Origin of the sequence: Actinokineospora sp. HUAS TT18 (genome assembly GCF_051364635.1) — a bacterium.
In the GTDB taxonomy this organism is placed as follows: Bacteria; Actinomycetota; Actinomycetes; order Mycobacteriales; family Pseudonocardiaceae; genus Actinokineospora.
The window spans coordinates 93,778-113,188 of record NZ_CP195645.1; the positions used below are offsets into that span (position 1 = coordinate 93,778).

Annotated in this window: 20 protein-coding genes and 1 pseudogene; 17 read left to right on the forward strand and 4 right to left on the reverse strand. The window is 71.7% G+C overall.

Going from position 1 to position 19,411, the window contains the following annotated elements; genetic code table 11:
• The first annotated feature begins 79 nt into the window (after positions 1-79).
• The 5 genes and pseudogenes from ACSHT8_RS00475 to ACSHT8_RS00495 all read left to right on the forward strand — a co-directional run bounded on the left by ACSHT8_RS00475 (position 80) and on the right by ACSHT8_RS00495 (position 4,821).
• Complete coding sequence (locus ACSHT8_RS00475) at positions 80-1,267, forward strand: glutamate-cysteine ligase family protein (RefSeq protein ID WP_436496592.1); 1,188 nt, start codon at positions 80-82, stop codon at positions 1,265-1,267.
• The gene (egtB, locus tag ACSHT8_RS00480) at positions 1,264-2,574 is read left to right on the forward strand and encodes an ergothioneine biosynthesis protein EgtB (RefSeq protein ID WP_436496594.1); all 1,311 of its coding nucleotides are present in this window, start codon (positions 1,264-1,266) and stop codon (positions 2,572-2,574) included. Before ACSHT8_RS00475 ends, egtB begins: the two co-directional genes overlap by 4 nt.
• 1 nt (position 2,575) lies before the next feature.
• Positions 2,576-3,295 (forward strand): annotated as a pseudogene (egtC, locus tag ACSHT8_RS00485) (ergothioneine biosynthesis protein EgtC); the annotation flags it as partial.
• Positions 3,296-3,337: 42 nt separating this feature from the next.
• Entirely contained in the window at positions 3,338-4,303 is a 966-nt protein-coding gene (gene egtD, locus ACSHT8_RS00490) for an L-histidine N(alpha)-methyltransferase (RefSeq protein ID WP_436501946.1), read from the forward strand.
• Between the two features lie 65 nt (positions 4,304-4,368).
• Positions 4,369-4,821 carry an ABC transporter ATP-binding protein gene (locus ACSHT8_RS00495; protein ID WP_436496596.1) on the forward strand — a complete coding sequence of 151 codons (453 nt, stop codon included), beginning with the start codon at positions 4,369-4,371 and terminating at the stop codon, positions 4,819-4,821.
• Here ACSHT8_RS00495 and ACSHT8_RS00500 read toward each other — a convergent pair.
• The gene (locus tag ACSHT8_RS00500) at positions 4,804-5,301 is read right to left on the reverse strand and encodes a MarR family transcriptional regulator (RefSeq protein WP_436496598.1); all 498 of its coding nucleotides are present in this window, start codon (positions 5,299-5,301) and stop codon (positions 4,804-4,806) included. The two genes, ACSHT8_RS00495 and ACSHT8_RS00500, sit on opposite strands and share 18 nt — an antisense overlap.
• A gap of 64 nt (positions 5,302-5,365) precedes the next feature.
• Here ACSHT8_RS00500 and ACSHT8_RS00505 point away from each other — a divergent pair, with 64 nt between their 5' ends.
• From ACSHT8_RS00505 to ACSHT8_RS00515, 3 genes are read left to right on the forward strand one after another with little or no spacing between them, the layout of a single operon-like run.
• On the forward strand, positions 5,366-6,028 hold the full coding sequence (locus tag ACSHT8_RS00505) for an NAD(P)-dependent oxidoreductase (RefSeq protein ID WP_436496600.1): 663 nt from the start codon (positions 5,366-5,368) through the stop codon (positions 6,026-6,028).
• Positions 6,029-6,047: 19 nt separating this feature from the next.
• Positions 6,048-7,484, forward strand: coding sequence for an amidase (locus ACSHT8_RS00510; protein ID WP_436496602.1), 1,437 nt, complete (start codon positions 6,048-6,050; stop codon positions 7,482-7,484).
• Positions 7,485-7,493: 9 nt separating this feature from the next.
• Positions 7,494-7,973: a nitroreductase family deazaflavin-dependent oxidoreductase gene (locus ACSHT8_RS00515; protein WP_436496604.1), complete on the forward strand. Its 480-nt coding sequence runs from the start codon at positions 7,494-7,496 to the stop codon at positions 7,971-7,973.
• On the opposite strand, the gene ACSHT8_RS00520 is transcribed toward ACSHT8_RS00515, so the two are convergent.
• On the reverse strand, positions 7,948-8,664 hold the full coding sequence (locus ACSHT8_RS00520; protein ID WP_436496606.1) for a sulfite exporter TauE/SafE family protein: 717 nt from the start codon (positions 8,662-8,664) through the stop codon (positions 7,948-7,950). The two genes, ACSHT8_RS00515 and ACSHT8_RS00520, sit on opposite strands and share 26 nt — an antisense overlap.
• Positions 8,665-8,726: 62 nt before the next feature.
• The gene (locus ACSHT8_RS00525; protein WP_436496608.1) at positions 8,727-11,540 is read right to left on the reverse strand and encodes an aconitate hydratase; all 2,814 of its coding nucleotides are present in this window, start codon (positions 11,538-11,540) and stop codon (positions 8,727-8,729) included.
• Between the two features lie 148 nt (positions 11,541-11,688).
• Between ACSHT8_RS00525 and ACSHT8_RS00530 the strand changes: the two genes are divergently transcribed.
• The gene (locus ACSHT8_RS00530) at positions 11,689-12,042 is read left to right on the forward strand and encodes a VOC family protein (RefSeq protein ID WP_436496610.1); all 354 of its coding nucleotides are present in this window, start codon (positions 11,689-11,691) and stop codon (positions 12,040-12,042) included.
• A gap of 139 nt (positions 12,043-12,181) precedes the next feature.
• On the opposite strand, the gene ACSHT8_RS00535 is transcribed toward ACSHT8_RS00530, so the two are convergent.
• On the reverse strand, positions 12,182-12,424 hold the full coding sequence (locus ACSHT8_RS00535) for a hypothetical protein (RefSeq protein ID WP_436496612.1): 243 nt from the start codon (positions 12,422-12,424) through the stop codon (positions 12,182-12,184).
• A gap of 96 nt (positions 12,425-12,520) precedes the next feature.
• On the opposite strand from ACSHT8_RS00535, the gene ACSHT8_RS00540 reads away from it, so the two are divergent.
• The 8 genes from ACSHT8_RS00540 to ACSHT8_RS00575 all read left to right on the forward strand — a co-directional run bounded on the left by ACSHT8_RS00540 (position 12,521) and on the right by ACSHT8_RS00575 (position 19,345).
• The gene (locus ACSHT8_RS00540) at positions 12,521-13,501 is read left to right on the forward strand and encodes a hypothetical protein (RefSeq protein WP_436496614.1); all 981 of its coding nucleotides are present in this window, start codon (positions 12,521-12,523) and stop codon (positions 13,499-13,501) included.
• 104 nt (positions 13,502-13,605) lie between these two features.
• Positions 13,606-13,845: a hypothetical protein gene (locus ACSHT8_RS00545; protein ID WP_436496615.1), complete on the forward strand. Its 240-nt coding sequence runs from the start codon at positions 13,606-13,608 to the stop codon at positions 13,843-13,845.
• Between the two features lie 98 nt (positions 13,846-13,943).
• Positions 13,944-14,168, forward strand: coding sequence for a hypothetical protein (locus ACSHT8_RS00550; RefSeq protein ID WP_436496617.1), 225 nt, complete (start codon positions 13,944-13,946; stop codon positions 14,166-14,168).
• A 45-nt stretch (positions 14,169-14,213) separates the two neighbouring features.
• Positions 14,214-14,441 carry a hypothetical protein gene (locus tag ACSHT8_RS00555; RefSeq protein WP_436496619.1) on the forward strand — a complete coding sequence of 76 codons (228 nt, stop codon included), beginning with the start codon at positions 14,214-14,216 and terminating at the stop codon, positions 14,439-14,441.
• A 73-nt stretch (positions 14,442-14,514) separates the two neighbouring features.
• Positions 14,515-16,335 (forward strand): alpha/beta fold hydrolase, encoded by a 1,821-nt coding sequence (locus tag ACSHT8_RS00560; protein WP_436496621.1) that lies wholly within the window; start codon positions 14,515-14,517, stop codon positions 16,333-16,335.
• Positions 16,325-16,870, forward strand: a complete 546-nt coding sequence (locus tag ACSHT8_RS00565) for a hypothetical protein (protein WP_436496623.1) — start codon at positions 16,325-16,327, stop codon at positions 16,868-16,870. Before ACSHT8_RS00560 ends, ACSHT8_RS00565 begins: the two co-directional genes overlap by 11 nt.
• Positions 16,867-17,628 carry a class I SAM-dependent DNA methyltransferase gene (locus ACSHT8_RS00570; protein ID WP_436496625.1) on the forward strand — a complete coding sequence of 254 codons (762 nt, stop codon included), beginning with the start codon at positions 16,867-16,869 and terminating at the stop codon, positions 17,626-17,628. Before ACSHT8_RS00565 ends, ACSHT8_RS00570 begins: the two co-directional genes overlap by 4 nt.
• Positions 17,621-19,345 (forward strand): ABC transporter ATP-binding protein, encoded by a 1,725-nt coding sequence (locus ACSHT8_RS00575; RefSeq protein ID WP_436496627.1) that lies wholly within the window; start codon positions 17,621-17,623, stop codon positions 19,343-19,345. Before ACSHT8_RS00570 ends, ACSHT8_RS00575 begins: the two co-directional genes overlap by 8 nt.
• Positions 19,346-19,411 lie beyond the last annotated feature (66 nt).

Here is a 19,411-nt window from a genome sequence, read left to right on the forward strand (position 1 = left end):
TCGGAGGCCGTCGACGAAGGGGTGATCCCTCCTGACCGCACTACGCGAACCGGAGACCACGGGGCCCGACGGAAAGCGGTTGCGGGCCCGCGTGGAGGCCGAGGCGTACGTCGCCTCGGTCTGTTTCAAGCACGGTCCACCGAACCTGGTGGGCGTCGAACTCGAATGGACCGTCCACCATCGCGACGATCCCGGACGCCGACTCCGGCCAGAAGTCCTGCTAGCCGCTTTGGGGCCGCACGCGCCCCGCACGCTCGACCCCGACAGTCCCCAGTTGGCCCTCCCCGCCGGTTCCCCGGTCACCGTGGAGCCCGGTGGACAAGTCGAGATCTCCTCCTTGCCCGCCCCCCGGTTCGACCACCTGCTCGACGCGGTGATCGCCGACCACCACCACCTCGCCCAGCGGCTCGCTGAGGCCGACCTGGTGCTCGGTGCCCGGGGCACCGATCCGTTCCGGACCCCGCGTCGGGTCCTCGACACCCCCCGCTACGCGGCGATGGAGCGCGCGTTCGCGCCCATCGGGCCGGACGGGATCGCCATGATGTGCGCGACGGCGGGCCTGCAGGTCTGCGTCGACGTCGGTGAACCCGAGGATGTGCCTGCCCGCTGGAACGCGATCACCGCGATGGGGCCGGTTCTGCTGGCGCTGTTCGCCAACTCGCCGGACCTCGCGGGCGAGGCGACGGGCTGGGCGTCGGCCCGCGCCCGCGCGGTGATGGGCTGCGACCCGGCCCGCACCAGCCCGCTGCCGCTCAGCGTCGACCCGATCGAGACCTGGACCAGGCACGTGCTCGACACGCCGCTGCTGTGCGTGCGGCGGCCGGGCGAGTGCTGGGACGCGCCGCGCGGGGTGACCTTCGCCGACTGGATCGGCGGGGCGCTGCCGGAGCCGCCCACCACGGCCGATCTCGACTATCACATCTCCACGCTTTTCCCGGCGGTCCGGCCGCAGGGCTACTTCGAGGTGCGCTACCTCGACGCCCAGGACGGGGCGGGCTGGATCACCCCGGCCGCGCTCGTGGCCGCCCTGACCGGTGATCGCGGGATCGTCGACGCGGTCGTCGACATCGCCCTGCCCGCCGCGGGCCGCTGGGTCGAGGCCGCCCGGCACGGCCTGGCCGACCCGGTGCTCGCGGCCGTCGCCCGCGAACTGCTCGACCTCGGCGGCAAGGCGATCGACGCGCTCCGACTGAGACCGGAGTACCAGCGGGTGATCACCGCCGATCTGCACAGACTGCTCGACCGCACCATGGGGAGGACGTCGTGACCAGCACCGAGGACCTGCGCGAACGGGTCGCCGAGCAGCTGCGGCGCTCCCGCGAGCGCAGCACCGTGCTCACCTCGATCGAGGACGACGAACTGGTGCGCCAGCACTCGAAGCTGATGTCGCCGCTGGTGTGGGACCTGGCGCACATCGGCAACCAGGAAGAACTGTGGCTGGTGCGCGACGTCGGCGGGCGCGAGCCCGTGCGCGAGGACATCGACCACCTCTACGACGCGTTCCAGCACGCCAGGGCCGACCGTCCCGCGCTGCCGCTGCTCTCGCCCGCCGAGGCCCGCGGCTACGTGCGGGAGGTGCGCGACAAGGTGTTCGACGTGCTCGACAAGGCGCCGCTGGAGGGTTCGCGCCTGGTCGACCATGGCTTCGCCTTCGGCATGATCGTCCAGCACGAGCAGCAGCACGACGAGACCATGCTGGCCACCCACCAGCTGCGGATCGGCGCCCCGGTGCTGCACGCGCCCGATCCCGGGCCCGCGGTTCGGCCAACGGCGAGGGAAGTGTTGGTGCCGGGTGGCGAGTTCACCATGGGCACTTCGACGGAGCCGTGGGCGCTGGACAACGAGCGTCCCGCGTTCCGCACCCATGTCGACGCGTTCGTCATCGACACGGTCCCGGTCAGCAACGGCGACTACCTGGCGTTCATCGACGCGGGCGGCTACGACGACGAGCGCTGGTGGAGCGAGCGTGGCTGGGCGCACCGGACCAAGGCCAAGCTGGTCGCGCCCCGGTTCTGGGAGCGTGACGGCGATCGCTGGGTGCGCACCCGGTTCGGCGTCGTGGAGCCGGTCCCGCTCGACGAGCCGGTCGTGCACGTGTGCTTCCACGAGGCGCAGGCGTACGCGCGGTGGGCGGGCAAGCGGCTGCCCACCGAGCCGGAGTGGGAGAAGGCCGCCCGCTTCGACCCGGCGACCGGGCGCTCGCGGCGCTACCCGTGGGGCGACGAGGACCCGGGTCCCGAGCACGCCAACCTGGGGCAGCGCCACCTGCGGCCCGCGCCGGTCGGGTCCTACCCGGCCGGTGAGTCGCCGCTGGGCGTTCGGCAGCTGATCGGCGACGTGTGGGAGTGGGTCGACTCCGACTTCCACGCCTACCCGGGGTTCGCCGCGTTCCCGTACAAGGAGTACTCCGAGGTGTTCTTCGGCGGCGACTACAAGATGCTGCGCGGCGGCTCGTTCGGCACGGACGCCTCGGCGGTGCGGGGCACGTTCCGCAACTGGGACCACCCGATCCGCAGGCAGATCTTCGCCGGGTTCAGATGCGCGCGCGACCCGCGGCCGGACGAGGTCGGCTGACATGTGCCGCCACCTGGGTTACCTCGGCCCCGCCGTGCCCTTGTCCAGCCTGCTGTTCGACCCGCCCGCCGGGTTGCGCAAGCAGGCGTGGGCGCCGCTGGACATGCGCGGCGGCGGCTCGGTCAACGTCGACGGCTTCGGCGTCGGCTGGTACGTCGACGGATCAGTGGTCCGCTACCGCCGCGCGGTTCCGATGTGGACGGACGCGGGCTTCGCCGCGGTCGCCGCTTCGGCGTCGAGCACGGCGGTCGTCGCGGCGGTCCGCTCGGCCACGATTGGCATGCCGGTCTGCGACGACGCGTGCGCGCCGTTCACCGACGGACACTGGCTGTTCAGCCACAACGGCCGGGTCAGCGGCTGGCCGCACAGCGTCGAGAAGCTCGCCGCCGAACTGTCCGCTGTGGACTTGATGACGCTGGACGCGCCGACCGACAGCGCCTTCGTCTGGGCCCTGCTGCGCCACCGCCTGAACTCCGGCGCCGATCCCGGCGACGCGCTCGCCGGTCTCGCGGTCGAACTGGGCGACCTCGCGCCCGACTCCCGACTCAACTTCCTGCTCACCGACGGGCAAACGCTTTACGCCACCACCTGGTGGCACTCGCTGTCCGTCCGGCACACCAACGACTCCGTCGTCCTGGCCTCCGAGCCGTGGGACGACTCGCCGGAGTGGCGGTCACTGGGCGACGGCCTGCTGGTGACCGCCACGCTCGACCAGGTGCGTGTGCGCGCCCTGGACACTTCGCTTGAGGGGACCCAAGAGCACATGACCGAAGCCGTGGTGGATGTCCACCTGCCCGACGACCACGCCGCCCGCTCGCTGGCGGCCGACGTCCTCACCGGACTGACCGCCACCCCGAAGTCCTTGCCCCCCAAGTGGTTCTACGACGCGCGCGGCAGCGAGCTGTTCGAGCAGATCACCCGCCTTCCGGAGTACTACCCGACCCGCGCCGAGCGGGAGATCCTGGCGACCAGGGCCAGGGAGATCGCGGGCGAGACGGGCGCGCACACCCTGGTCGAGCTGGGGTCGGGCTCGTCGGAGAAGACCAGGCTGCTGCTCGACTCGCTGCACGAGACCCTGAGCCAGATCGTGGTGCTGGACGTGTCGGAGACCGCGCTGCGCGAGGCATCGGCGGCGCTGAGCGCGGAGTACCCGAAGGCCCAGGTCAACGGCGTGGTCGGCGACTTCACCGAGCACCTCGACCTGCTGCCCGGTGAGCCCGCCCGGCTCGTCGCGTTCCTCGGCGGCACGATCGGCAACCTGCTGCCCGTCGAGCGCGCGCGGTTCCTGGCCTCGGTGCGGGCGGTGCTGAAGCCGGGGGAGTGGCTGCTGCTGGGCACCGACCTGGTGAAGGACGAGGCCACAGTGGTCGCCGCCTACGACGATTCCGCGGGCGTCACGGCGGAGTTCAACCGCAACGTGCTGCACGTGTTGAACCGCGAACTGGACGCCGACTTCGACGTCGACGCGTTCGAACACGTGGCGCTGTGGGACGCCGAGAACGAGTGGATCGAGATGCGCCTGCGGTCCACTCGCGACCAGCGGGTGCGGATCGCGGCGTTGGACCTCGACGTGTCGTTCGCCGCGGGCGAGGAGATGCGCACGGAGATCTCGGCCAAGTTCCGCCGCGAGCGCGTGGCCGAGGAACTTTCCACCGCGGGGTTCGTGTTGACGAACTGGTGGACCGACGCTGAGGGGCGGTTCGCGCTGTCATTGGCGAAAGCCGAATAGCCGGGGGGAGCGGTCTGGCACGGCTGGAGGTAGTCGGGCGGACCAAGCGGCTGGGCGACCGGCCCGTGCTCGACGGGATCAACTTGACCGTCGGCGCGGGCCGCGCGGTCGCGGTGGTCGGGCCGAACGGCTCGGGCAAGACCACCCTTCTGCGGTGCGTGGTCGGGGTGCTGGCTCCGGACGCGGGCGAGGTCCGGCTGGACGGGCGGCCGCTGCGCGAGACCGATCCGGCGGTGCGGTCGGCGGTGGCCTGTGTGCTGGACGAGGTCGACTTCTTCCCGGACCTGTCGGTGTCCGAGCACCTCGACCTGATGGCCCGAGCACATGGCGCCTCGGTGGACTTGGCCGCGGTCCTGGATGAGTTCGCGCCGGCCAGGGCCGCCGACCAGCTTCCGGTGACGTTGTCGAGCGGACAGCGCAGACGGTTCATGCTGGCGTCGTGCTTCGTCCGGCCGCGCACCCTGCTGGTACTGGACGAGGGTTGCCGCCGTTGCTGCTGTTCATCGCTCTGCGGCTGAGCCTCTAGCCAGGTCGTCCGTCGCGGCCTGGCCCGCCGCGGTGGTGCGGCGGAGAAAGTCGGCGATCACCGTCAGCTGGTCCTCGTCGTACGAGGCGAGCACGGCGTCCATCGCGGAGTTCATCCCGGCGTACAGGCCGTAGACCTCGGCGCCCCGCTCCGGCAGGGCCCGGATCAGCACCGAGCGGCGGTCGTCGGGGTCGCGGTCGCGGGCGATGAATCCCGCGCGTTCGAGGCGGTCCAGGATCCCCGTCATCGTCGCCGGGTGCACCCCGGAGCGCTTGGCGGCCGCGCTGGGCGACAGCGGGCCGAGTCGGGTGATCAGGTCGAGGCACTGCAGGTCGGCGTCGCGTAGGGCGAGTTTTCCGCTGACCTGGCTGTTGAGCAGGGTCAACTGCACGCTCAGCTCCCGCAGCCCGTCGCGCAGTCCCGTCACCAGCCGACGCCTGCGACGCGCGTCACCAGATGGTACGGAACTCATATGATACGCTCCTCGTATTATCCGGTCGTCAGAGAACAAGTTACCTCGTCCCGGAAGGATCGCCGTGAAACTCACCGTCTTCGCCGCCACAGGTCGCATCGGCCACGCGCTCGTCGAGCAGGCGCTGGCCGCGGGCCACGACGTCACCGCCGTCGTGCGCGACCCGAGCAAACTGACCGCCGACGTGCGCGTGGTCGTCGCCGACCTGGCCAACGCCGACCCCGCCGCTCTAGAACCGGCCGTCGCCGGAGCCGACGCCGTGCTGTCCGGTCTCGGCCCGCGCTCGCGCGCCGACGCGGGGATCACCGAGCCGGGCACCCTGGCCATCGTCACCGCGATGCGGGCCGCAGCCGTGCGCAGGCTCGTCGTGGTCAGCGCGGCGCCGGTCGCGACCTTCCCGTCTCCCGGCAGGCCGAACCCGCCGCGTGACCCGGGGGAGGGGTTCGTCATGCGCACCGTGCTGTCCCCGCTGATCAAGGCCGTCCTGCGCGACCACTACGCCGACCTCGCCAAGATGGAGGACCTCCTGCGCGCCAGTGACCTCGACTGGACGTCGATCCGCCCGCCCCAGCTCAACGACAAGCCGCTGACGCGCCAGTACCGCCTTGCGATCGAGCAGAACCTGCGCGGCGGGCGGCTGATCTCCCGGGCCGACGTCGCGCACGCCATGCTGGCCGTGCTCGACCGCCCGGAAACGGTCCGAAAGGCCGTAGGGGTGGCCTGGTAGGTCAGTCCACACTGGCCGGATGCAGGCAGGCACCTCCACCGCGCGGTTCGACGCCACCGCGCTGGCCGAGATCGTCCACCTGCGCGTCCTGCGCCCGGTCGACCTGGTCCGCGACGCCGTCCAGCGGATCGAGTGCCTCAACCCGGAGCTCAACGCCGTCATCACCACGGGCTACGAGAAGGCCATCGAGACCGCGTGCCGGATCGACCCGGACCTGCCGTTCGCGGGTGTGCCCATCCTCATCAAGGACCTGAGCTGCGACGTCGACGGCCTCCCGTGCACCGAGGGATCGGCCTTCCTGCGTGGTCATGTCTCGCGGGGCGACCAGGAGTATGTGCGCAGGCTGCGCGCGGCGGGCTTCGTGATCCTCGGCAAGACCAACACCGCGGAGTTCGGCTTGGCCCCGACCGCGGAACCCCGGCTGTTCGGCCCCACCGCCAACCCCTGGGACCCGACCCGCACCACCGGCGGGTCCAGCGGCGGCTCGGCCGCGGCGGTGGCCGCGGGAATGGTCCCCGTCGCGCACGGCAACGACATCGGCGGCTCCCTGCGCATCCCGGCGTCCTGCTGCGGCCTGTTCGGCCTCAAACCGACGCGTGCCCGCAACCCGCTTGGCCCCCGGTCCGGCGACGGGCTGTTCGGGATGCTCGCCGCGCACGTGCTCACCCGGACCGTCCGCGACAGCGCCGCCCTGCTCGACGTCACCGCGGGACCCGCCGTCGGCGACCCGTGCTGGGCGCCGCCGCACGAGGGCACGTGGGTCGCCGAGGTCGGGCGGCGACCCGGTGCCCTGCGGATCGCGGTGACCCGCCGCGACCCGGACGACCAGCCGGTCGACCCGGAGTGCCTCGCCGCGCTCGACGACGCGGTCGGGCTGTTGGAGTCCCTCGGGCACAAGGTGTTCGAGCGCGACATGACCGAGCTGACCCCGGCGGTCGGCTCCGCGATCGGCCGCCTCTTCGGCGCGTCGGTTGACTGGATCATCCGCTTCTGGTCGCGCGAACTCGGCCGCGAGCCCGGACCCGACGACCTCGAACCGCTCACCCGCCTGTACTGGGAGCGCGGCAGGCACGTGACCGGCGGCGAACTGCTGCTGTGCCACACCGTCATCCAGGACTTCACGCGCGCGCTCGCGGAGGCCACGGAGACTTTCGACCTGTGGCTGTCGCCCACCGTCGCTCAACTCCCGCCCAAGCTGGGCGCGATGGCCGATGACGACCCGAGGGCCGCCGAGGCGGTCGCCGCGGGCTTCGTCGCGTTCCCGCTGGTCACCGCCAATCTGACGGGTCGCCCGGCGATGAGCGTCCCGCTGTTCTGGACCGACGGCGGGCTGCCGGTCGGCGTGCACTTCCTGGGCAAGGCGGGCGGCGAGGGTCCGCTGCTGCGGCTCGCGGCGCAGCTCGAACAAGCCAGACCATGGGCGCACCGATGGCCGGACGGTGATCAGCCCCAGTAGGTTCAGCCCATGAATCCGCTGACCCCGGTGGCCAAGACGATCGGCAAGCAGCCGTGGCTGCCCAAGTTCGCCCCCGCGATCGTGGGACTCGACCGGTTCCTGGACAAGGTGAGCCGCGGCAGGCTGGCCATCCTCCGGATCGCGGGCCTGCCCCAACTCGTCCTCACCGTGCGCGGCCGCAAGTCGGGGCAGCCCCGCTCGACCCCGCTGCTCTGCGTCCCGCATGGCCGCGACTACATCATCGCGGGCTCCAACTGGGGCAAGCCGAAGCCGCCGGTGTGGAGCCTCAACCTCGTGGCCAACCCGGACGCGACCATCAACGTCGGCGGCGTCGAGCAGGCGGTCGTCGCCCGGGTCGCGACCGGCCAGGAACGCGACGACCTGTGGAAGGTCCTGCTCGGCACCTGGCCCGCCTACGCCGCCTACGCCGAGCGGACCGACCGGGAGATCAAGGTCTTCGTGCTCAGCCCAGCAGACTCCGGCCGATGAGCAGCAGCGCGCTGGCCGTCGCCACGGCGAGGACGCCGACGCGCAGGCGCGGTCCCTCCACGTGCTTGCGCAGCGGGCCGGAGATCAGCATGCCCGCGAACAGGAACGGCACCAGGAACGCCGCGGCCGTCAGGTGCCGCTGCTCGACGTGGCCGGTCGCGGCGAGCGTGATCAGCGACGAGATCGAGGCCAGCAGGAAGAACGCGCTCAGCGTGGAGCGGATCGTCGGGCCGGTCTGGTTCTGGTAGACCAGCGCGATGGGCGGCCCGCCGATGGAGGCGATGGTGCCGAACGCGCCGGACGCGGTCCCGGCGACGACCAGCGCGGGCCGCGTCGGCTGCGGGTTCCACGTGATCACCGACAGCACCACGCACACGACCACGCTCAGGCCGATCACCAGGTTGAACCCGCTCGCGGGGAGCATGGCCAGCGCCAGGACGCCCAGCAGGTTGCCGGGCAGCCGCCCGAGCATCGCCCAGCCGACCCCCGACCACGACACCGCGCCGCGTTCGCGGACCATCATCATGGCCGCCAGCGCGGTGCCCGCGAACAGCACGGGGACCGGGACGAGCATCGGGTCGATCAGGGCCAGGATCGGCCCGGCGATCAGGTTGAGGCCGAAGCCGATGGTGCCCTGGACCGCGGCGCCGATCATCATGATCAGGCCCGCGACCAGCAGTGCGGTTGTCAACGTTCCCCCAAAATGCGAAGCGGGGACCGCCCCACGGACGGCCCCCGCTCAGTCAGCATGATTTAGCTCGTGACCATCTTGCGCAGCACGTACTGCATGATGCCGCCGTTGCGGTAGTAGTCGGCTTCACCGGGGGTGTCGATGCGCAGGACCGCGTCGAACTCCACAGTGGACCTGTCCGCCTTGACGGCGACGACCTTCAGGGTGCGCGGCGTGGTGCCCTCGTTCAGCCCGGTGACGCCCGAGATGTCGAAGGTCTCCGTGCCGTCCAAGCCCAGCGACGCCGCGGTCTGGCCCTCCGGGAACTGCATCGGCAGCACGCCCATGCCGATCAGGTTCGACCGGTGGATGCGCTCGAAGGACTCGGCGATGACCGCGCGCACGCCCAGCAGCGAGGTGCCCTTGGCCGCCCAGTCGCGCGACGAGCCCGAGCCGTACTCCTTGCCCGCCAGCACGACAAGGCCGATCCCCGCCGCCGCGTAGTTCTGCGCGGCGTCGTAGATGAATGCCTGCTCGCCATCCTTGGTGAAGTCGCGGGTGTAGCCACCCTGGACGTCGTCGAGCAGCATGTTGCGCAGTCGGATGTTGGCGAAGGTGCCGCGGATCATGACCTCGTGGTTGCCGCGCCGCGAGCCGTAGGAGTTGAAGTCCTTGCGCTCGACGCCGTGCTCGGTGAGGTACTTGCCCGCCGGGGTGTCCTGCTTGATGGCACCCGCGGGGGAGATGTGGTCGGTGGTGACCGAGTCGCCCAGCAGAGCCAGCACGCGCGCGCCCGCGATGTCGGTGACGGGAGTGGTCTCCATCGTCATGCCCTCGAAGTACGGGGGCTTGCGGACGTAGGTGGACTCCGCGTCCCACTCGAAGGTCTTGCCGGTCGGCGTCGGCAGCGACTGCCAGCGCTCGTCGCCCGCGAAGACGTCCTTGTAGCTGTCGGCGAAGCTCTCCGCGGACAGGGCGGCGGTGATGGTCTCGGAGATCTCCTGCGGCGTGGGCCAGATGTCCTGCAGGAACACCGGCTCGCCGTCGGACCCGGTGCCCAGCGGCTCGGTGGTGATGTCGATGTCCATCGACCCGGCCAGCGCGTAGGCCACCACCAGCGGCGGGGAGGCCAGGTAGTTCATCTTGATGTCCGGGTTGATCCGGCCCTCGAAGTTGCGGTTGCCGGACAGCACCGACACCACCGCGAGGTCGGCTTCCTGGACACCGGCGGAGATCTCGTCCTGCAGCGGGCCGGAGTTGCCGATGCAGGTGGTGCAGCCGTAGCCGACGAGGTTGAAGCCCAGCTTGTCCAGGTACGGGGTGAGGCCCGCGCGGTCGTAGTAGTCCATGACGACCTTGGACCCCGGCGCCAGCGTGGTCTTGACCCACGGCTTGCGGGACAGGCCGCGCTCGACGGCCTTCTTCGCCAGCAGCGCCGCGCCGATCATGACCGACGGGTTCGACGTGTTGGTGCACGAGGTGATCGCGGCGATCGCGACGGCACCGTGGTCGAGCTCGAAGGTCTGGCCGTCGAGGGTGACCGTGGTCGGCTTCGACACCCGGCCCTCCGCGCCCGCGGCGGCGGAGTGGTAGTCGAACGGCTTGCCGGAGGACCCGTTGCCGCTCGCGGCGTGCGCGGGGGCGTCACTGGCCGGGAACGACTCGTCCGACGCCTCGTCCACAGTGGACAGCGGGGCGCTGTCCTCGTGGGACACGTAGGCGCCCAGCGCCGCGCGGAACGCCTGCTTGGCGTCGGTCAGCTCGATGCGGTCCTGCGGGCGCTTCGGGCCCGCGATGGACGGCACGATCGTGGCCAGATCCAGTTCGAGGGTCTCGGAGAAGACCGGCTCGATCGACGGGTCGTGCCACAGGCCCTGCGCCTTGGCGTAGGCCTCGACCAGCGCCACCTGCTCCTCGGAGCGGCCGGTGAAGCGCAGGTAGTCGACGGTCTCCTGGTCGACCGGGAAGATCGCCGCGGTGGAGCCGAACTCGGGGCTCATGTTGCCGATGGTGGCTCGGTTGGCCAGCGGGACGGCGGTGACGCCCGAGCCGTAGAACTCGACGAACTTGCCGACGACGCCCTGCTTGCGCAGCATCTCGGTGATCGTCAGCACCAGGTCGGTGGCGGTGGCGCCCGCGGGCAGCTCACCGTGCAGCTTGAAGCCGACCACGCGCGGGATCAGCATGGAGACCGGCTGGCCGAGCATCGCGGCCTCGGCCTCGATGCCGCCGACGCCCCAGCCCAGCACGCCCAGGCCGTTGACCATGGTGGTGTGCGAGTCGGTGCCGACCACGGTGTCCGGGTAGGCCACACCGTTGCGGACCATGACCACGCGGGCCAGGTGCTCGATGTTGACCTGGTGGACGATGCCGGTGCCCGGGGGGACGACCTTGAACTCGTCGAAGGCGGTCTGGCCCCAGCGCAGGAACTGGTAGCGCTCCTTGTTGCGCTCGTACTCCAGGTCGACGTTCGCCTCGAAGGCGTCCGGGCGGCCGAAGATGTCGGCGATGACCGAGTGGTCGATGACCAGCTCGGCCGGGGCCAGCGGGTTGACCTTCGACGGGTCGCCGCCCAGGGCGGTCACCGCCTCGCGCATGGTGGCGAGGTCGACCACACACGGCACGCCGGTGAAGTCCTGCATGACCACGCGGCCCGGGGTGAACTGGATCTCCGTCGACGGCTCGGCCGCCGGGTCCCAGCCCGCCAGCGCGCGCACGTGGTCGGCGGTGATGTTCGCGCCGTCCTCGGTGCGGAGCAGGTTCTCCAGCAGGATCTTCAAGCTGTAGGGCAGGCGCTCGGCCCCCTCCACGGCGTCGAGTCGGAACACCTCGTAGGAGGCATCGCCGACGGTCAGCGTGGCACGGGCGCCGAAGCTGTCCTTGCTAGCAGTAGTCACGTCCAACTCCAGTGGCGGCGCAAAGTCAGTCAGGTTCGAGGCACTGAGTCTCGCGCACCCGCTCGGAGCGCGCATCGACAGGCCCACGCCGCAAACAGTACGCTTGTCCTGCTAGCCGGTTCAAGGGGGGCTCGCAGAGGAGGGGAATGTGATCCATCACGTTCAGATCGCGTGTCCGGTCGGTGCCGAAGACCGGATGCGCGCGTTCTACACCGGTGTGCTCGGGTGGTCTGAGCTGCCGAAACCGCCCCTGCTGGCGGCGCGCGGGGGCTGCTGGTTCGCCGTTCCGGGCGGCGGTGAGCTGCATGTCGGCGTCGAGGCGGACTTCCGGGCCGCGCGCAGGGCGCACCCGGCGTTCGTCGTGGACATCGACGCGGTCAGCGCGGCGGTGGGTGCCGCGGGCGCTCCGGTGCGGTGGGCCGATCCGGCCGAGATCCCCGGCCGCAGGCGCTTCCACACCGACGACCCGGTCGGGAACCGGGTGGAGTTCCTCGAAGGCTGAGCCGGATGGCTGTGTGTTCGCTCGGCTTCGGAGGGTGCTGTTTGGGCCGGGCGGCCTAAGGGAGAGGGGCGGTCCGGCCTGAGGGCTGGTAGTCGGAACCGACCATTTTGGCGGGAAACGCCGGTGCCCGGCCTGGTGATCACTCATGCTGTCGGCGTGTCAGCTCCCAGGCGGCGAAGCGGCGGTCGGTCAGCAGGGTGGCCAGGCGGGCCTCCAGTTCCGACTGCGCCAGGTCGGTCGACTCGATCCGCACCTCGGCGGTGTCCTCGCCGACGACCACCGCGACCGACGGGCCGAGTTCGGCGGCCAGCCGGGCGGCGATCATGATCGACGCGCTGCCGCCGGGCGCGGTTCGCCCCACCCACGCCCGAGAGCCAGTCACGGTGTCCACTGTCGACCATCCGGCGCCGCCCCTCCACGGCAGGCGATGGCCTCTTGCTGACACGGCATGTCATCGGGCTGACACGAGAGGTGAGCTGTGACGCTGCGCGATCTGGGGTTCGACGAGCGTGCCGAGCAGGTCTACCGGGTGCTGCTCGACGAGCCGGACCGCGGCGCGGCGGACCTGGCCGCGCGGTTCGGCACCGACGTCAAAGTGGTCGACCGGGCCTTCTCCGCGCTGGTCGAGCTGGGCGTCGCGCGGCGGTCCGCGGACGGGCCGGTCACCCTGCTCAACCCCGGCGCCGCGCTCGGCGAGCTGATCGAGCGCATCGAGGACGAACTGCTGCGGGAGCACCGCCGGGTCGGCGCGACGCGGGGCGAGGTGGCCGAGCTCGCCGCAAGGTACGAGCGGCGCTCGGGGCAGGCGGTCGACAACGGGATCGAGCGGATCGAGGACCTCGGCGCCGTCCGCGCGGCCTTGGAGGACCTGTCGTTCTTCACCCGGACCAGCGTGTTCGCCGTGCAGCCCGGCGGGCCGCAGACCGCGGAGGCGCTGGCCGCGAGCAAGCCGCTCGACCTGCGCGGCCTGCGCCGCGGGCTCGACATGCGGGTCGTCTACGACGCCGCCGTGCTGGGCGACGAGGTCAACCGGGCGTACCTGCGGGAGCTGGGCGAGGCGGGCGCGCAGTACCGGGTCAGCGACGCGGCGCTGGAGCGGATGATCATCATGGACGGGCGGGTGGCGGTCGTGCCGATCGACCCGGCCGACAGCGGCAAGGGCGCGCTGATCGTGCGGCAGCCGGGGTTGATCACCGGGTTCCTGCGGCTGTTCCAGCGGATCTGGGAGGACGCGCGCGAACTGCCGTGGGTGCGGAGCGGCGACGAGCCCGACCTGACCGACGAGGACCGGCAGGTCTTGGCCCACATGGCCTCTGGCGGCACCGACGAGGGAGCGGCCAGACTGCTCGGGGTGTCCGTGCGGCATCTGCGCAGGCGCATCGCCCGGCTCATGGAGCGGCTCGGCGCGGGCAGCCGGTTCGAGGCGGGGGCCGAGGCCGCGCGCCGCGGCTGGATCTGAGTCCCCTTGCTGACAATGTCCGGTCCGGTTGCTGACGCCGAGAACCCGGATCCTGACGGGCTCGGTCACGCAGACTTCCCGTAGAGACAAGGGGAGGACGAACGATGAATGCAATGACCATGCGCCGGGTGACCCTCGGGCTCGCGGCGACCGCGCTGGCGATGGCGGTCGGCGCCGGATCCGCATCGGCCGACGAGCGGGTGGCGGGGCCGAACACCGGTTCCAGCGGGGCGTTCATGTGGAGCGGGTGCGGCTGCGTTCCGCCGATCCGGGTGGTGCTGCCGGAGCCGCCCGCTCCCGCGCCCGTCGTGGTGACGCTTCCGGGGCTCCGCGTCCGCCTCTGACCTTGCTCTCTCCAGCTCACGCGGCCCCTTTGGGCCGCGTGGGCGGCCGGCGCGCGCCCGCCTGCCGTCAATCTCTGGATCAGGAGAGGAGGTGACAGATGAGCACGCTTGTTCGCCACGCCAACGAGATGTCCGCCGACCTGTTCGGCGACCTCGACGAGCGGACCGGTGAGCGGTCCCTCGGCGGGCTGACCCCGGTCATGGCCACGCCGAGCGCCGTCGCGCTGGGTATCGCCATTTCGGCGGCCGCGTTCCACGCCGGGTACATGTACGGCATCGCCCGCAACATGGCCGAGGGCCACTACCCGCGGCAGCCGGAGTGATTGCGCTTTCCTTGCGAAACAACGAATTCCGAGAGGGGGTGAAGTGTGTCCACTGTGCTTGAGAAGGTCAACGCGTCGGCGGTCCTCGCCGGGATCCCGCTGCGCGCGGAAGACCCGATGACGGTCAGCGCGGCCACGCCCGTGCTGGCGACGCCCGCGACGGTCGTCGGCATCGCCGCGGGTGTCGCCGTCGTGGCCGGGGTGGCCGGTGCGTTCATCGCCGGCTACAACATCGGCCGGGCGGTCGGCCACACCCCACGGCTGCCTGAGTAGCCGGGGCGGGCCGGTGCGTCCGCGGCGCACCGGCCCACCTGTCCGCACACACTTTCCGAGGAGCTGATTCGTCGTGCGAGGACTGTCGAAATACCTGCGGCCGGGACTCCGCGCGGCGATGCCGCGGTCGGCGGTCCTGACCGCGACCGAGCGGCTCGGCTCGGTCACCCACCTGGTGTCGAGCCTGGAATACCTGGCCAGCCCCAAGGACCGCGACTGGGGCGGACCGAACAACTGGGACGTGACCAGGGCCGCGTTCGTCACCCACTCACCCAGGCTGGCCAAGGCGCTCGACCTGGTCGCCCGCCGGGACGTGACCCGCGCGCTGCACGTGGCCAGGGTCGCCGCGGCGGCGGCGCTGTGGCTGCCGCTGCCCAAGGGCGCCAAGGTGGCCGCGAACTCGGTGCTCGCCGGGTCGCAGCTGGCCCTGTACGCCCGCCACCTCTACGGCACCGACGGCGCCGACCAGGTGTCGTTCCTGGTGCAGGCGCTGGCCACCGTCGCCAGGATCGGCGACCGCAGGCCCGCGCTGGTCGACTCGGCGCTGTGGTTCATCGCGCTGCAATCGGTGCTGTCCTACACCGTTTCCGGCTGGGCGAAGCTGCCGAGCCGCACCTGGCGCTCCGGCCGCGCGCTGCCCGGGATCACCCGCACCCTGACCTACGGCGAGCCGAACGTCTGGAAGCTGTTCGAGCGCCACCCGAAGGCGACCCGGCTGCTCGCGCACGGTGTGCTCGCCATGGAATGCGGCTTCCCGCTGGTCTTCGCCGCCCGCGGCCGGGTCGCCCCGCTGCTGCTCGGGTCGGCGGGCGCCTTCCACCTTGCCAATGCCTGGGTCATGGGCCTCGGCCGGTTCTTCTGGTCGTTCACCTCCACCTATCCCGCCGTGCTCTACGCCTCCGGCCCGCGTTCGGAGGTCCCCGGCGAGCGCCGCGACGACACGCTGCCCGCCGCGTCCGCCGCGTTGTTCGGCGCCTTCGCCGCGACCGCGCAGGTGGTCAGGGCCCGTCGCGCGGCGACCGTCCTCGCGGGCCGCGGCGACGAGCGCACGATCACCGCCGCCTCGGGCAATGTGCTGTCCTACCGGCGGATCGGGGGCGGCGACGGACCCGTTGTGGTGCTGGAGAACGGGTTGTGCGCCACGGCGGAGCACTGGGAGTGGATCACCACCCGGCTCGCCGAGCGGTTCACCACCGTCACCTACCACCGCGCGGGCTACGGACCCAGCAGGGCCGAGGCCGCGTTCAGCACCGACACCGCGGTCGCCGACCTGATCGACCTGGTCAAGGCGGTCGCCGACGGCAGGCCGGTCGTCCTCATCGGACACTCGCTCGGCGGCTACCTCGCGATGCGGGCCGCGCACACCTTGGGCGCCAAGGTGATCGGCGTCGGGCTGGTCGACTCCAGCCACCCCGCCGAACTGCGGCGGTCCGCGCGGCAGGCCCAGGGCGCCGACGGGCTCACCAACGCGCTGTCGCTCATGCCCGTGTCGCTGCGGGCCGGTCTCGGCATCCTGTTGCAGCCACCCAAATGGGTCGACACCTTGCCCGCGCACGTGCGGGAGCTGTCCCTGGCGCAGTACCGCGACCACCGGCTGTGGAGCGGCGCGGCCAGGGAGTGGAAGGTGATCAAGGCCGAGTTCGAGGGCTACGAGGGCGACCTGCCCGACGTCGGCGCGCCCATGCTGGTGATCACCGCGGGCCACACCGCCGCGACCGACCCGGTCCAACTGGAGCTGCACGACGAGATGGCCGCCGCCGCGCCGCGCGCCGAGCGGCACACCGTCGAGGACTTCGACCACGACCAGTTGCTCAGTGACGAGACCGGCGCGGGTGTGGTCGCGGAGCTGGTGGAGCGCTTCATCGACGGGTTGGAGGAACCCGATGCGTCCTGACGGCAGAGGACTTGTGTCCACGGCGGTGACCGGGGCGCTGGCCGCGTGGTTCGGCGTCACCGTGCTCAGCCAGCACCCGCACCAGGTGTTCGACCGCTTCCGTCGCTACGACCTGACCGGGTTGGTCATCGCGAACTGGCGCTTCTTCGCCCCGGAGCCCGCCCAGCACGATTTCCATGTGCTGCACCGGGTTCTGGCCGCCGACGGCGTCCAGACGCCGTGGTCGGAGACGACGCGCATCCCCCGCAGGCGGCTGCGCCAGGCGCTGTGGTTCCCCGACCGCAGGCAGGACAAGGCGATGTTCGACGTGTGCAACGAGCTGATCGTCTACCTGGCGCGCAAGGACTTCGACATCACCGCGACCGCCGCGTACCAGGTGCTGCGCGACGCGGTCGAACTGGCCGTGCGCGGCGAGCACGCGGCCACGCCCAAGGGCTTCCAGTTCGTCATCGCCCGGGCCACCGGCTACGACGAGACCACGGAGCCGGAGTACCTGCTCGTGTCCAAGTTCGTCCCGCTAGAGGAGGCAGCATGACCGCGGTGCCCGACATCGGCTACGGCAGCCAGTTCGCCGGGTTCTACGACCGGCTGTTCCCGGCCGACGCGAGTGTCGACCAGGCGGTGGCGTTCCTGGCGGGACTGCACCCCGGCGACGGCACGCCGACGCTGGAACTCGGCGTCGGCACCGGCCGGATCGCGGTGCCGCTGTCCGAGCGCGTCGGCCTCGTGGTGGGCGTCGACTCGTCGCCGGAGATGCTCGACGTGCTGTGCGCGGCCGTCGGCGACCGGCCGGTCGCGCCGGTCCACGCCGACATCCGCGACTACACCGACGACCGCCGGTACGGCCTGGTCTACTGCGTCTGCGGGACGCTGTCGATGCTGCTCGACGCCGAGGAGCAGCGCCGCGCGGTCAAGGCCGCCGCCGACCGGCTCGCCCCCGGCGGCACGCTGGTGATCGAGACGCACAACCCGGCCGTCGCCGAGGCGCTCAACCAGGGCAGGCCGCGCGACTCGTTCTTCGTGCCCTACCAGGCGCAGGACACCGGCCTGCTGTCGTACTCGACGGTCGACGTGGAGCACCGGATCTGGCACCTGGCGCACATCTTCTTCGACGACGGCCGCGCCCGCATCGCCGCCGAGCTGAGCAGGCTCACCACCGCGGAGGAGACCGACGACTACGCGCGGTCGGCGGGGCTGGAACTGGTCGACCGGCAGGCCGACTGGTGGGGCACCCCGTTCACCGGGCTCGAACCGATGACGGTCTCGGTGTACCGGGCGGCCAGCGATGTCTGAGTCCGCGTCGACGTGGCGGTTCTTCGCCGAACACCTTCGCCCGCACCGGCTTCCGCTGGTCGTCGGCATGGTCCTGCTTGTCGGGTCCAGTGCGCTCGGGCTGCTGCAGCCGCTCGCCGCGAAGATCGTCATCGAGGCGCTGGCGGCCCAGACCGGGCTGACCGGCGCGCTGACCAAGCTGACCGTCCTGGTCATGACCGCCGCGCTGATGCTCGGTATCGGCAACTTCCTGCTGATGCGGACCGCCGAGAGCGTCACCCTCTCCGGTCGGCGGTCGCTGGTGCGGCACGTGCTGCGGCTGTCCGTGCCGGGGATGCGCTCCCAGCAGCCGGGTGACCTGCTGGCCAGGGTCACCTCCGACACCGCCGTGCTGCGTCAGGTGGCCGCTCAGGTCGCCGTCCAGGTGCTGACCGGGGTCGTGCTGCTGGTCGGCGCGCTGGTGTTCATGGGGATCGTGGACCTGATCCTGCTGCTCACCACGGCGGGCGTGGTGGCGGTGCTCGGCGTGATCGTGTGGCTGATCATGCCGCGCATCCGCGCCGCCGCGCTGGCCGCCCAGACCTCGGTCGGCGACATCGGCGCCGCCTTGGAGCGCGGCCTCGGCGCGTTCACCACGGTCAAGGCGTCCGGCGCGGAACTGGCCGAGGAGGAACGCGTCGACAAGGCTTCCCGGGCGGCCTACGAGCAGGGCGTCACGCTGGCGAAGTGGGGTTCGGTCGCGGGCACGACGACGGGCCTCGCGATCCAGGTCGCGTTCCTCGTCGTGCTCGGCGTGGGCGGCGCTCGGGTCGCCTCCGGCGCGATGTCCGTCGCCGACCTGGTGGCGTTCCTGCTCTACGTCGCGTATCTGACCGCGCCGCTCTCGCAGCTGGTCAACGCGGGCGCGTACATCCAGGCGGGCCGCGCCTCGGTCACCCGGATCGGCGAGGTGACCCGGCTGCCGATCGAGGAGGTCGACGGCCCCAGCGGATCGGGCGGACGGACACCGGCGACGCTGACCTTCGACGACGTCACCTTCGCCTATCCCGGCCGCTCGGACGAGGCTCTGCGGGGGTTCTCCCTCGACGTCCCGCGCGCGTCGCTGACCGCGCTGGTCGGTCCGTCCGGCTCGGGCAAGACCACGGTGCTCGGACTGGTGGAGCGCTTCTACGAGCCCGACTCCGGCACGGTCCGCCTCGACGGCCGCGACGTGCGCGACTGGGACCTCGCCGAGCTGCGCGCGCAGATCGGGTACGTCGAGCAGGACGCCGCCGTGCTGGCGGGCACGCTGCGGGAGAACCTCACCTACGCCGCCCCCGACGCCACCGAGGCCGAACTGCGCGACGTCCTGCGGATCACCCGCCTGGACCCTCTCCTGCGCCGCCTCGGCGACGACCTGGACGCCCCGATCGCCCACCGCGGCGTCTCCTTGTCCGGCGGCGAACGCCAGCGCGTGGCGATCGCCAGAGCCCTGCTGCGCAAGCCGCGGCTGCTGATGCTGGACGAGGCCACGTCCCAGTTGGACGCGGTGAACGAGGCCGCGCTGCGGGAGGTCGTGCGCGACATCGCGGCCACGACGACGGTGGTGGTGGTCGCGCACCGGCTGTCGACGGTGCTGGCCGCGGAGCAGATCGTGGTCCTGGCGGACGGCGCCGCGACTGGCGTGGGGTCGCACGGGGAACTGCTGCAGTCCGACCCGCTGTACGCGAGGCTTGCCGCTGAGCAGGCGCTCGTGTGAGGGCAGGCCGTTGGTGGGCAGACCGCGGCCGTGATCGGTTCGCGCTGGAGATCGTCTGGGGAGCTG